This window comes from uncultured Microbacterium sp. (assembly GCF_963521645.1).
Classification (GTDB): domain Bacteria; phylum Actinomycetota; class Actinomycetes; order Actinomycetales; family Microbacteriaceae; genus Microbacterium.
The window spans coordinates 1-12,716 of the sequence record NZ_CAUQVQ010000072.1 but is presented as its reverse complement, the minus strand read 5'-3'; the positions used below and the strand labels follow the sequence as shown (position 1 = coordinate 12,716).

General features: G+C 69.1%; 13 protein-coding genes. 2 read left to right on the top strand and 11 right to left on the bottom strand.

The genetic code is table 11. The features are described from left to right. Window positions 1–79 precede the first annotated feature (79 nt). The 10 genes from RWO82_RS12640 to RWO82_RS12595 form a co-directional block, all read right to left on the bottom strand. Window positions 80–1,036 (bottom strand): siderophore-interacting protein, encoded by a 957-nt coding sequence (locus RWO82_RS12640; protein WP_314427587.1) that lies wholly within the window; start codon window positions 1,034–1,036, stop codon window positions 80–82. Next, window positions 1,026–1,826, bottom strand: a complete 801-nt coding sequence (locus RWO82_RS12635; protein WP_314427584.1) for an ABC transporter ATP-binding protein — start codon at window positions 1,824–1,826, stop codon at window positions 1,026–1,028. Before RWO82_RS12635 ends, RWO82_RS12640 begins: the two co-directional genes overlap by 11 nt. Next, entirely contained in the window at window positions 1,823–2,896 is a 1,074-nt protein-coding gene (locus RWO82_RS12630; RefSeq protein WP_314427590.1) for an iron chelate uptake ABC transporter family permease subunit, read from the bottom strand. The genes RWO82_RS12635 and RWO82_RS12630 overlap by 4 nt, the downstream gene beginning before the upstream one ends. 5 nt (window positions 2,897–2,901) lie before the next feature. Beyond that, window positions 2,902–3,945, bottom strand: a complete 1,044-nt coding sequence (locus RWO82_RS12625) for an iron ABC transporter permease (RefSeq protein WP_314427582.1) — start codon at window positions 3,943–3,945, stop codon at window positions 2,902–2,904. Between the two features lie 31 nt (window positions 3,946–3,976). Continuing rightward, window positions 3,977–5,011, bottom strand: a complete 1,035-nt coding sequence (locus RWO82_RS12620; RefSeq protein ID WP_314427579.1) for an iron-siderophore ABC transporter substrate-binding protein — start codon at window positions 5,009–5,011, stop codon at window positions 3,977–3,979. 395 nt (window positions 5,012–5,406) lie between these two features. Next, window positions 5,407–5,610, bottom strand: a complete 204-nt coding sequence (locus RWO82_RS12615) for a cold-shock protein (RefSeq protein ID WP_042538190.1) — start codon at window positions 5,608–5,610, stop codon at window positions 5,407–5,409. 77 nt (window positions 5,611–5,687) lie between these two features. Further along, window positions 5,688–8,573, bottom strand: a complete 2,886-nt coding sequence (locus tag RWO82_RS12610; protein ID WP_314427577.1) for an AAA family ATPase — start codon at window positions 8,571–8,573, stop codon at window positions 5,688–5,690. A 65-nt stretch (window positions 8,574–8,638) separates the two neighbouring features. Continuing rightward, window positions 8,639–8,929 (bottom strand): hypothetical protein, encoded by a 291-nt coding sequence (locus tag RWO82_RS12605; RefSeq protein WP_314427575.1) that lies wholly within the window; start codon window positions 8,927–8,929, stop codon window positions 8,639–8,641. Between the two features lie 182 nt (window positions 8,930–9,111). Next, on the bottom strand, window positions 9,112–9,567 hold the full coding sequence (locus RWO82_RS12600; protein ID WP_314427572.1) for an SRPBCC family protein: 456 nt from the start codon (window positions 9,565–9,567) through the stop codon (window positions 9,112–9,114). A 113-nt stretch (window positions 9,568–9,680) separates the two neighbouring features. After that, window positions 9,681–10,631 carry a manganese catalase family protein gene (locus RWO82_RS12595; protein ID WP_314427569.1) on the bottom strand — a complete coding sequence of 317 codons (951 nt, stop codon included), beginning with the start codon at window positions 10,629–10,631 and terminating at the stop codon, window positions 9,681–9,683. Window positions 10,632–10,783: 152 nt separating this feature from the next. On the opposite strand from RWO82_RS12595, the gene RWO82_RS12590 reads away from it, so the two are divergent. Beyond that, on the top strand, window positions 10,784–11,818 hold the full coding sequence (locus RWO82_RS12590) for an FUSC family protein (RefSeq protein ID WP_314427568.1): 1,035 nt from the start codon (window positions 10,784–10,786) through the stop codon (window positions 11,816–11,818). Window positions 11,819–11,832: 14 nt separating this feature from the next. Here the strand turns inward: RWO82_RS12590 and RWO82_RS12585 are convergent, their stop codons facing one another. Next, entirely contained in the window at window positions 11,833–12,009 is a 177-nt protein-coding gene (locus RWO82_RS12585) for a hypothetical protein (RefSeq protein WP_314427566.1), read from the bottom strand. A gap of 99 nt (window positions 12,010–12,108) precedes the next feature. Between RWO82_RS12585 and RWO82_RS12580 the strand changes: the two genes are divergently transcribed. Further along, window positions 12,109–12,716: DNA alkylation repair protein (locus RWO82_RS12580; RefSeq protein ID WP_314427563.1), on the top strand; the 608-nt coding region annotated here is incomplete at its 3' end.

Sequence of the window (12,716 nt, the reverse complement as noted above, 5' to 3'; positions counted from 1 at the left end):
CACCAAACCGACAGCAGGTGCCACCCGACGAGCCGCCACCCGAGCCGCAACCCTACGTCGCGCAGAGGGATCCCTGGCGTCAGCCGCGCATGGCGACGCCGTGGCGCCAGTAGCCCATGAAGGCGACCTGCGAGCGGTCGATACCGAGATCCTTGACCAGGTGGCGACGCAGTGTGGTCACGACGCCGCTCTCGCCAGCGATCCAGAAGTAGCGCTCCGCCGGCGCATCCGCTGCCGCGATCTCCTCGCCGAGCCCCGAGTAGTCGGGGGTCTCCCACAGCAGATCCTCGGACTCGATGTCCTCCACGGCGATCTCGTCGCCGGCATCCGCGTCACCGAGGTACTCGAGCACCGCGGGGATCAGGCGCACCCCGTGCGGCTCTCCGACCTCGCGCGGCAGCCAGTGCACTTCGACCCCCGCCGGAGCATCGATCGGGAGCACATCGGCGGGCACGGGCACCTCGATGAAGGCGCAGCCCCGCAGGTCGCGCGGCGCGTCTTCGAGGATGCGGGCGATCGCGGGCGCGGCGGTCTCATCGCCGGCCAGCACGACCGAGGCCGCGGAGCCGGGCTCGTACTCGGCCCCGTGGTGATCGGCGGCAGACACTCCGCGGCGCGGGCCGACGATGAAGATCTCCTGCCCGGCAGCGGCAGCGTCCGCCCACCGCGAGGCAGGGCCGCTCAGACCAGGCGCGAGGTGCAGCACGAAGTCCACGTCGAGCTCGGTTCCGTGATCCGTCACGCGCAGGTCGCGCACGGAGTAGGTGCGCATGGAGCCGCGCTCCGCCTCGGGCACGGCCAGGTACGATCCCCACCAGTCGTCCGTGTCACGGTCGAGGTCGGGCAGGATGCCGGATGCCGGCGGGAACACGAGCTTGATCCGGGAGTCGAACGTGTCTCCCGGAGTGCCGAATTCGTCGAGCTCGGATCCTCCGAACGTCACGCGGACGAAGTTCGGCGACACCCGTTCGACCGCGCGCACCTCGGCGCGGGCGAGCACGTAGGTGGGGCGTTCGGTCGTCGTCTCAGCGGACATGATGCCTTCCGATCGGGGTGACCATCGGCTTTCCCGAGACCGGGTCGATGGTGATCTGGTTCGCGAGGTCGAAGACCTCCTCGACGAGCTGTGCGGTCACGACGTCCTTCGGAGCGCCGGTGGCGTGCACCCTGCCCTCCTTCATCGCGACGAGCTCATCGGAATACCTCGCTGCGAGGTTGAGGTCGTGCAGCACCATCACGATCGTGGTGCCGCGCGAGACGCTCAGGTCGGTGAGAAGGTCGAGAACCTCGACCTGATGCGCGACATCGAGGAACGTCGTGGGCTCGTCGAGCAGCAGGATGTCGGTCTCCTGCGCGAGGGCCATCGCGATCCAGACGCGCTGGCGCTGACCTCCCGAGAGCTCGTCGACGCTGCGGTCGGCGAGGTCGGTGGTGCCGGTCGCCGCAAGAGCATCGGCCACGACCTCGTAGTCGTGAGTGCTCCAGCGGGCGAGCGCCTTCTGGTGCGGATGCCGTCCGCGACCCACCAGGTCGGCGACGGCGATGCCCTCGGGAGCGATCGGCGACTGCGGCAGCAGCCCGAGGACGCGGGCCACCTCCTTGGTCGGACGCGCATGCACGGACTTGCCGTCGAGCACGACCTGACCGGCCGTCGGCGAGAGCAGGCGCGCGAGCGAGCGCAGCAGCGTCGACTTCCCGCATCCGTTCGCTCCGACGATCGTCGTGATCTTGCCGGGGGCGATCGCGAGATCGAGGCCGTCGATGATCGTGCGGTCGCCGTAGGCGAGCGTGACGGACTCGGCCGTCAGAGTGTGCGACTCGGTCACAGAGAGCCTCCCGAGCGGTTGGTGCGGATGAGCAGGTAGATGAGGTACGGAGCGCCGAGCACCCCGGTGATCACGCCGACCGGGTATCGCTCACCGAGAGCAAACTGTCCGATCAGATCGCTCGCCAGCACGAGCACCGCGCCGACGAACGCGCTCGGCACGAGCAGATTGGCGCCGGGACCGGTGATGCGGGCCGCGATCGGCCCGGCCATGAAGGCGACGAAGGCGATCGGGCCGGTGGCGGCGGTCGCGAATGCGAGCAGCGCGACGGCTCCGAGGATGAACATGATCCTCGTGGCGGTGACGCGCACTCCGAGGCCGGATGCCGAATCGTCGCCGAGCTGCATCGCGCCCAGCGCGCGCCCCTGCGACAGCATGAGCGGCACGATGATGACCGCCGCGATCGCGAGCGGCGCGACGCGCTCCCACGACGCGTTGTTGAGACTGCCGGTCAGCCACTGCATCGCCGTCTGGATGTCCCAACTCGCGGCACGCGACAGGATGTACGACGTGACGCTCTGCAGCATGGCCGCGACGCCGATGCCGATCAGGATCAGTCGGGTTCCGGCGAACCCGTTCTTTATGGAGAGCAGGTAGATGGCGCCCGCGGTGACCAGCGCGCCGGCCAGAGCGAGCAGCGACACCACGGGGCCGTTGAGTGACAGCACGACGATGCCGACGACCGCTGCGGCACCTGCTCCGTGCGACAGACCGATGATGTCGGGCGAGGCGAGCGGATTGCGCAGCAGGGTCTGGAAGGTCACGCCGGCCATGCCGAACGCGAGACCGGCGAGGGTCGCGAGCACGGCGCGGGGCAGGCGCAGCTCGCCGACCGTGAACGAGGCGCCCGGAACGGTCTCGCCGAGAATGACGCGGACCACCTCGTCGATCGAGTAGAAGGTATTGCCGATCATGAGCGCCACCGTGAACAGCGCCACGAGCAGCACGCCGAGGACGATCGTCGCGACAGCGTGTCGGCGGTGGCGGGCTCGACGACCCGCGATGATGGCGGCGACCTGAGCACTGCCGGGTGCCGACGGCTTGGTCTGCGAGCGGGCGAGGCGGTTCATGGTGGTCACAGTTCACGCACCTTGGTGCGCCGCACGATCCAGATGAAGAACGGTGCGCCGATGATCGCGGTGATGATGCCGACCTGGATCTCCTCCGACGACGGCGCGATCACGCGGCCGATGATGTCTCCGGCGAGCAGCAGCGCAGCACCGGCCATGGCGGAGAAGGGCAGGAGCCACCGGTGATCGGTGCCGATCAGCATCCGGCAGACGTGAGGGATGACGAGACCGACGAATCCGATCGGACCCGCGATCGCCGTGGCCGCACCCGCGAGGATCACCGCACCGAGCGCCGACATGAGTCGTGTGCGGAAGACGTGCTCGCCGAGGCCCTTGGCCATGTCGTCGCCGAGGGCGAGGGAGTTCATGCCCCGCGCGCTCGCGAGGCAGATGAGCGCGCCGAGGGCGAGCACCGGGGCCGTGATCGCGATGCGCGGCCACTCCGCCCCGCCGACGCCGCCGATCTGCCACGACTGGAAGGCCTGCAGGAGGTCGACGCGAGGAAGCATGATCGCGCTGATGAGCGAGGCGAATGCCGCCGAGGTGGCGGCACCCGCGAGGGCGAGCTTGAGAGGGGTCGCGCCGCCACGCCCGAGCGAGCCGACGGTGTAGACGAAAGTCGCGGCGACCGCGGCACCCGCGATCGCGAGCGCCATCTGTCCCCAGGCGTTCGTCAGGCCGAGGAACGCGAGTCCGAGGACGACGGCGAGCGAGGCGCCGTTCGAGACGCCGAGGATGCCGGGGTCGGCGATCGGGTTGCGGGTGACCGCCTGCATGGTCGCGCCCGAGAGCGCGAGAGCCGCACCGACGAGGATCGCGAGCACGGTGCGCGGAAGACGCTTGACGATCGCAGCCTGGGCGAGGGTGTCGTCCTGCCCCGCGAGCGCGGCGAAGATGTCGTCGATGCCGACGGCGCGCACGCCGAAGCAGATCGACAGGATGGCGAGCACGAGCAGCACACCGACTCCGACGAGGAGCCAGAGGGTGCGTGCCCACACCGGGCGCCGCAGTTGTGCGGTGCCCGGTGTGGGGACGGTGACAGCGGTCACGAGAGGTCGGATCAGGCGATGACGCCTGAGATCACTTCGCGAGCGGTGCTGCCAGCAGGGCGAGGTAGTCGCTGAGGCCCCACGGGATCGACAGCGGCGAGGGGTTCGCGGATGCGGCGATTGGCGTGGCATCCGGGAGGATCGCGATGCGCCCCTCGGCGATGGCCGGGATCTTCGACAGCAGCGGATCGGCCTGCAGCGTCGCGATGAGCGACTCGTCGCCGTAGGTCACGAACAGGTCGACGTCGGCGAACTTGTCCGCCTGCTCGGAGCTGACGGAGAGGTAGAACTCCTCGCTGTCGGCGTTCTCCTCGACGATCTCCGGAAGTGGGAGGCCCAGGTCGTCGTGCAGGTAGCCGGGACGTGTGTCGGCCGCCGTGTAGTAGCCGATCTGGCTGAGATCGGTCGGGTCGATGTAGGCGAACAGGACCTTCTTGTCCTTGAGTGCGCTGTTCTCTTCGAGCGCGGCCTCGCCGTCTGCCTGCAGCTCCTCGATCAGAGCGTCGCCCTCGGCCTCGAGCCCGAGCGCCTTCGAGTTCATCTCGATCATCTCGTCGACGGTCGTGCCCCACGCGATCTCGGGGTAGGCGACGACCGGAGCGATCTTCGAGAGCTGGTCGTACTGCTCTTCCGTCAGGCCCGAGTAGGCCGCGAGGATGACATCGGGCTGAGTGTCGGCCACAGCCTCGTAGTCGATGCTGTCACCGTCGTCGAACAGCACGGGCTCGTCGCCGCCCAGCTCGTCGAGCTTCTCCTCGACCCACGGCAGGATGCCGTTGTCGTCGTCGTCGCCCCACGTCGCCTTGCTCATTCCGACCGGCACGATGCCGAGAGCGAGCGGTACCTCGTGGTTGGCCCAGGCGATCGTCGCGACGCGCTCGGGCTTCTCCTCGATCGTGGTCTCGCCGTACACGTGCTCGATCGTGACGGGGAACGCGCTGTCGTCGGCGGGGTTCGCCGCGGCGGAGTCGGATCCGGTGTCGGCGGCGGGCGTCGCGCAGGCGGCGAGGCTCAGGGCGAGCGCGGCGGCCGTACCGGCGGCGGCGAGAAGACGGGAAGTGCGCACAGGCGGTCCCTTCAGGTTGTGATGAGGGGGTTCGGCGCGGAAGAGCGCCAAGGCTTTGGTAAGCCTCGCCTAATCTAACAGAAAGTTAGGCAAGCCTCATCTCGGACCTTCGGCCCGGCCCCTCCCCCTGCCCCCGCCGGGGCCACTTTCGCACCCGGGCCCCAGCCGGGGTCACTTTCGCACCCCGCGGAGCCCATTCGGATGCAGAAGTGACCCCGCCCGAATCCCGGATGCAGAAGTGACCCCGCGCAGATGTCGGGGGCGAAGGGGCGGGCGCGGCGGCGAAGGGGCCGGCGCGGCGGCGAAGGGGCGGGCGCGGCGCGCACACACCGGGGTACGCAGAAAGCCGGCCGGATCCGTGAGGATCCGGCCGGCTTCAGGAAGACTATGCGCGCTCAGAGAGCGCGGATGTTCGCCGCCTGCATGCCCTTGGGGCCACGCTCAGCGTCGAATTCGACCTTCTGGTTCTCACGAAGCTCCTTGAAACCGGAGCCGGTGATTGCCGAGTAGTGGGCGAAGAGGTCGTCCGTGCCGTCATCGGGAGCGATGAAGCCGAAGCCCTTTTCCGCGTTGAACCATTTCACAGTGCCAGTGGCCATGTGTTTTCTACTTTCTGTTTTCAAACGGCCGCTTGCGCGGCCCACGCCGTGCCGGAACGTCCGACATACGCGCCTGCTCAACGTACCACGGCAGACTGAGCGTCGCTCCGAAAGTTCGGATTCTTCTGAAGAACCGCGGCTTCTGTGCGCGTGCCGACCCCGAGTTTCCGCAGCACGGCCGACACATGCACGCTCACGGTCTTGACGCTGATGAAGAGGCGTTCCCCGATCTGACGGTTGCTCAGCCCCTCGGCGATCAGCTCGAGCACCTGCCGCTCACGGGCGGTGAGAGCGTCTGCACCCGCTCCCGCCTCGGAGATGCCGGATGCCGCTGCGAGGCCCGCGGCAGCACGGAACTCGCCGACTCTCCGCGTCAACGGCACGTGCCCGAGGCGCTCAGCCTCGCGCATCGCGTGCGCCAGCACGGAGCCGGCCTCGCCACGGTCGCCCGCGTCGACCAGCATGCGGGCGAGGGCGAGTCGCGTGGTCACGCCCAAGATCGCCGGCACATCGTCGTCGTCTGCGAGTGCGACCGCCTGGCGCAGGGCCACCACGGACGGAGACAGGAATGCCTCGAGGATCGCCTCCCACCTGTCACCTCTCAGCTGCGGCGGTTGAGCGCCCCATGCGTCGTGCACCTCGTCGGCCGCGGCCTCGACGTCGACGTCGGCCGCCCGCAGCTCGGCGATGAACCACGCGGCGTCGAGCAGGAGCCGACGCTGATGCAGGAAGACCGGCCCCGGATCGGCGAGCATCGCTCTGACCTCGTCGAGCGCACCGGCGAGGTCGCCTCTGCCCTCGGCGACGGCGACACGCATCATCACCTCGTCGTACCAGATCTGACGTTCGACCCGACCGGCCTCCTCGAACGCGGGATGCCACTCCCGCAGGATCTCGGCCGCCTCCTCATGCCTGCCGCGCCACGAGAGCACACGCACGCGCGTCATCGTCGAGTACATGTGCGAGATGCGCAGGGTCCGCTGGGCGAGCTCGCGCGACAGCATCCCCTCGACTCGATCGATCTCGCCCATCTCGAGCAGCGGCACCGCCATGTTCTGCGTCATCAGCGCCCCCGTGGTGCGCTCGACGCCGAAAGCACGGGCGGGGGCGAGCCCCTCTTCCGCGACCCTGACGGCATCGCGATAGCGGCCCAGAAGACCGAGAAGGTCCGAGTAGTTGACGCGGTACCTCATCTCGGCGTTCGTGCCCTTGGCGAGCCGCTGGGCGAGGGCGTACTCGCGGTGCCCCGAGTCGAGATTGCCGAGATGCGCACGGGCTCCACCGCGCACGTTGGCCGCGATCGACGCCTCGTCGTCGGATCCGGCACGCTCCGCTCGCTCACCCGCCTCGCCCGCCACCGCGATCGCCTCATCGAGGTGCCCCGAGATCATCAACCGGCTGGCGAGCTGATTCAGCACCGAGGCTCGCAGCCGGTCGTCGTCGACGCGGGCCTCGAGGATCTCGAGCGCCTGTCGCAGCAGCGGGACCGCGCCGGCCCTGCCGAGATTCATCGTGTAGTAGGCCTTGTCACGCAGCAGTCGGGCATGCATGCGCGGGTCGACCGTGGTCGGGTCGACCTCGGCGAGCGCGAGTTCGACCACCGCGAGCGCCCGCTCTCCGTCGCCGGCGTTGCGTAGCACGGAGCCGAGGGTGCGGAGCATCTCGAGGCGGGACATGCCCACCACGGCCTCCGCATCCGGCACCTGGATCCACAGGTCGAGGGCCAGCTCACCGAAGCGCGCGGCACTCGCGAACGCGAACCGCGACTTGGCGTCGGCCATCGCGGCGACGGCCGCAGCGAGCGCCCGCCTGTCGTCTTGAGCGAGCTGCCAGTGGTAGGCGAGCGCCGCGGGATCGGCCGCATCCGACTCCGGTCCGCCCTGCTCGAGCGCCTCGGCGTACGCCCTGTGCAGTCGAGCCCTCTCACCCGGGAGCAGATCGTCGTGCACGGCTTCGCGCAGCAGCGCATGACGGAAGCGGTAGTCGTCGTCGACGACGACGAGGATCCCGCTGAGCGTCGCCTCGCGGATCGCCGCGTCGAGCCGATCGTCGGGGAGGTCGGCGAGCCGCACCACGAGCGAGTGCGCCAGCGGACGTTCGGCCCCCGAGACCACCCGCACGGTCCGTCTGGCGTCGTCGCCGAGACGGTCGAATCGGCTCAGCAGCAGGTCTCGCAGCGACCCGGGCAGCGGGCCCGCGGAGCATCCCGCGATCTCTTCGACGAAGAACGGCACTCCTTCGGCTCGATCGTGGATGCGGTCGAGCGCGGCATCACTCAGCGACTCGCCGGTGATCGACTCTGCGAGCTGCCGTACGGCCGCGGCGTCGAGCCTCTCGACCGGCACCCGCTCGAGGAGGCGCGCTCTGCGGGACTCGCCGATGAAGCGACTCACGGCATCGCCTCGGCGCACGTCGTCGGAGCGACAGGTCAGGATCAGCAGGATGCGCCCATGGCCGAGCGTGCGCAGCAGGTAGGAGAGCAGCGCCAGGGTCGACTCGTCAGCCCAGTGCAGGTCTTCGACGACGATCACCTGCGGCGCGTGCGCGGCAGCGGCCTCGATCAGGGCGGCGATCGCGTCGCGCAGGCGGTCGGGGCTCGTCTGCGACCGCTCGGTCGGGTTCAGCTCGGGCAGCAGCATTCCGAGCGCTTCGACGCCGACCCCGATCTCCTCGCGCACGCGATCCGCTCCCATGCTCTCGACGATCGAGCGGAGGATGCCCGCCAGCGGCCCGAAAGGAGTGCGGGAGGCCCCGAGATCGAGGCACCAGCCGACGTGCACGTCGGCGCGATTCGCCACCTCGGCGCTGAACTCGCGCAGCAGTCGCGATTTGCCGATGCCGGCCTCGCCCTCGACGAGCGCGGCGACCGGCGTCCCGTCGACCGCTCGCCGGAACAGCTCGCGGATGATCGCGAGCTCGGTCTCTCGGCCGACCATCGCGGCGCTGGGAGCGGACGAAGGCATGGATTCATCGTGCCACTCCCCGCCGACATCGATGGCCCTCGGCGTGGGCACGGCGCGTGCGGTCGTCACCGCGCGGAGGCGGGCTCACGCACCCCGGGCACGCGACCGTCGGGCACACGGCGGTCGGCGGGACCGCCCGCATCCGCGCCCCGATCCCGCGGGGAGATCGAGACGACGTCGCGGGGTCCGGTGACGGCCCGCAGCATCCGCCGTCCGAAGCGTCTGACGGGGCCCGCCGCACGGGGCACGATCTGGTCGGCCCGCTCGCGCAGCTGTCGGCGGCGCTCGGCGTCGGCTGCGAGCTGCTCCTGTTCGTGCGCGGTCACTGCAGAGGCGAGATAGGGGTGTTCGTACATGACATCTCCTCGGTCGGATGTCCCTACACTCCGCTCTGAGGTGGCCCGTCGACATCGGGCGGATGCCCTATCTTCCGCGTCGGAGGAACCGTGGACCGACCTATGCCGCACCGAGGTCGACAGCGGAAGAGGCCCGGACCGCGCTCGAGACGAGCACTGTCCGGGCCTCCTGCCGTGATGTCTCAGGCGTCGACGTCGCCGCGCCAGGCACCGGTCTCGGCGCCGCGCTTCTCCATGAACTCCTTGAAGTTCTTGAGGTCCTTCTTCACCGCGTGCGAGCCTGCGCCCACGAGAGAGCCGACCTTCTCGAGCAGCCCCTCCGGCTCCCAGTCGATCTGCACCGTGACGCGCGTCGTGAGGTCCTCGAGCTTGTGGAAGGTGACGACACCCGCGTGCTCGGTGTCCCCTCCCACGCTCTTCCAGGCGACTCGCTCATCGGGGTGCTGCTCGGTGATCTCGGTGTCGAACTCGCGCGTCGCGCCGCCGACGTTGACCTTCCAGCGGTTGTGCGTGTCATCGATCTGAGTGATCGACTCCACCTCGTCGAGGAACTGGGGGAAGCTCTCGAACTGCGTCCACTGGTTGTATGCCACGTCGACTGGAACGTGGACGTCGATGGTCTCGATGATCTGCACCATGTGATGCTCCTCACTGTTCGTGGGTCGTTGCTCGTGTGTTCCCATTCAGCCCCCGACGCCCGGATAGGGCGACGGGGTTGACACGGGTGGGCCGGGCGGCCAGTGTTCGCACGTCAGGACATGCGACCGAACGTCGCATCGATGTCGGCCATCTCCATCGCCGCGGTCGCCTCGATGAGCGCTCGCAGGTCGGCGTCGGCTCCTGGCGCGAACTCCTCGGGACGCTCGGGCGAGATCACCAGCGGCACGCCCTCGGGTGCCTGCTCGCTCGCGTCGAGAGTCGTGCCGTCGCCCGAGGGCGACATGCCCTGGAAGATCTTCCCCGCCTCCGACATGTCGTCGAGATCGAACGAGTACTGCTTGCTCTGCAGCCCGAGATCCAGCAGCCGCTTGACCTCGGGGAAGCTCTCGGCGTTCGTCTTCGGGATCGGGAGCGCCGTGCGCCAGTTCACCCCCAGGGTCTCGAGCGCCTTGGCATACGCGTTCTCGTGCGCCTGATCGCGCACGATCAGGTACGAGATGGTCGACCGCGCGGTCTTGTTCGCCGTCATCTCGTAGAGGCGGCACTTCTGCAGGCGCCCCGTCGACTCGAGCATCAGGTTGTAGAGCAGATCGAGCACGAGGTTCCCGGAGTTGTAGACGTAGCTGCCGAGCCACGGGTTGCCCGCGGCATCCACGGGCATCGCGCCCTGCGCGCCGACCAGATAGTGGTGGATGTTGCCGTGATCCAGCGCGATGTTCAACGGCACCGCACCGCCGGCCCCCGGGGCGTCGACCGGAGCATCCTTCTTGCCCTGGTACTCGGGCGAGCCGTCGAGCAGACGCGAGATCGTCGTGCCGATCAGCTCGACATGGCTGATCTCCTCGGTGCCGATGCCCTGGATGAGATCGCGGTAGGGCTTCGCGGAAGGCCCGCGAAAATTGATGCTCTGGAACAGGTACTGCATCATGGTGCGCATCTCGCCGAACTGTCCGCCGAGGCCCTCCTGCAGCGCGTTCGCCGCCGCGGGGTCCGGCTCGTCGACCTCGATGTCGTTGATGAGCTGCTGGAGATGGAAGTACATGGGGACTCCTGACGATCTGGGGTTGGGCGCCCCACTCTCAGCCCCGTCGGCGCCTGAGCCTTCCCCGTGGACGAACTCGGTCGACGCATCTATCATTCGCCCGCGAGGCCGCGGGGTCCGCTGCAGATGCCGGCGCGAGTAGCGTTGAGCGCATGCGCATCCACGCCGCGATCCGCGCCTCGAAGCGCTCGCCCCTGCTGCAGGTGGTGAAGTCCGCCGCGGCCACGATCGCCGCCTGGCTGCTGGCGGGCTGGGTGGTCCCGGGGCAGCTGCCGGTGTTCGCCGCGATCGCCGCGCTGCTGGTCGTGCAGCCGAGCGTCAACCAGTCGCTGTCGAAGGCCCTCGAGCGCAGCATCGGCGTGATCGTCGGCGTGGTGATCGCGGTCGCACTGGGTCTCCTGCTGGGCTCACCCAGCTGGATCGTGCTGCTCGCGATCGTCGTGGCGATGCTCGTCGCATGGGCGCTCAGGGCGACGCCGGGCACGGGCAACCAGGTCGCGATCTCGGCGATGCTCGTGCTGGCTCTCGGGTCGACGCCCGACTACGCGATCGCGCGCATCTTCGAGACGCTGATCGGCGTGGTCATCGGCATCGTCGTGAACGCGCTGATCGTGCCGCCCGTGGCGATCGCCCCCGCCCGCCGCGACCTCGGACTGCTCGGCAGCGAACTCGCCGCGAGCCTCGATCGGCTGGCCGATGCGCTGCCCGAGCCGCAGACCACGGCGAGGCTGCAGGAGCTCATGCTCGAGGCGCGGCTGCTGCGCCCCATGAAAGAGGCCGCCGAGACCTCGATCGCCGCGGGCGAGGAGTCGCTGACGCTCAACCCGCGACGCTCGACGCACCGCGAGGAGCTCGTCGAGATGCGTGCTCTTCTCGAACGGCTCTCGCCCATCGTGACGCAGACCATCGGCATGACGCGCGCGTACTTCGACCACTACGACGATTCGATCGGCCAGGAATCGGCGGTCACGGCGATCGCCGAGCAGTTACGTCGCGCGGGCCACGATGTGCGACTGGCGGTGCAGATCGCCGATGTGGCGCCCGAACCCGAGACCCTGACCTCGGCGATCCCCGCCCTCACCGCACCCCTCGTCATCCAGCCGCCGTCGTCGTCGCACTGGATCCTGATCGGCTCGCTGATGGAAGACCTCCGGCGCATCCGCGGGGAGCTCGTCGAGGAGCAGTGAACGCGGTCGGGGCCTCAGCCCTCGTCGGGGTCGTCGGCGAGCACGTCGCCGTCGCCGTCCGAGGGCACGACCGTGCGCGGCTCGCCCTTGTTGTCCTCGGCGCCGAGGTTGTCGTTCTCCTCGGGACCGGGAGACGGCTCGGTGCTGAGGTCGGTGCGGTCGGTGCTGATGTCATCGCTGTCGCGAGTCATGGCTTTCCCTTCGTCGGAGTTCGCTCTGCGTGCGAGATTAGGCCGGAAGGTCCCCGGAAGCCCGGGCCTTGACAACGCTTCGAGGCCTACCCTGGTGACATGTCCGCCATGACCGCACCCGAAGCCCTCGCCGAACTGGCTGCACTCGAGGACCCGAAGATGCGTGCAGCGAACGAGAAGCGCGGCGACGACCACGGGATCAACCTGAGCCGCATGCGCAGCCTCGCCAAGCGCATCAAGACCGATCAGGCCCTCGCCGTGGAGCTGTGGGCGACCGGCGACACGGCCGCGCGCCTGCTGGCTCTCCTCATCTGCACGCCCCGCGCCTTCACCGCCGACGAACTCGACGCGATGCTGCGCCAGACGAGGGCGCCCAAGGTGAACGACTGGTTCGTCAACTACGTCGCCAAGAAGACGCCGCTCGCCGAAGAGCTGAGACTGCGCTGGTTCGACGACCCCGACCCGACCGTGGCCGCCGCGGCCTGGTCGCTTACGACGGTGCGTGTGACGAAAGGCGCGGAGGATCTCGATCTCGACCGCCTGCTCGATCTCATCGAACGCGACATGAAGCACGCCCCTGCGCGGCTGCAGTGGTCGATGAACGAGACCCTCGCGAACATCGGCATCTTCCATCCGGAGCTGCGTGCGCGGGCACTCGAGATCGGTGAGCGGCTGCAGGTGCTCGCCGACTACCCCACCGCACCCGG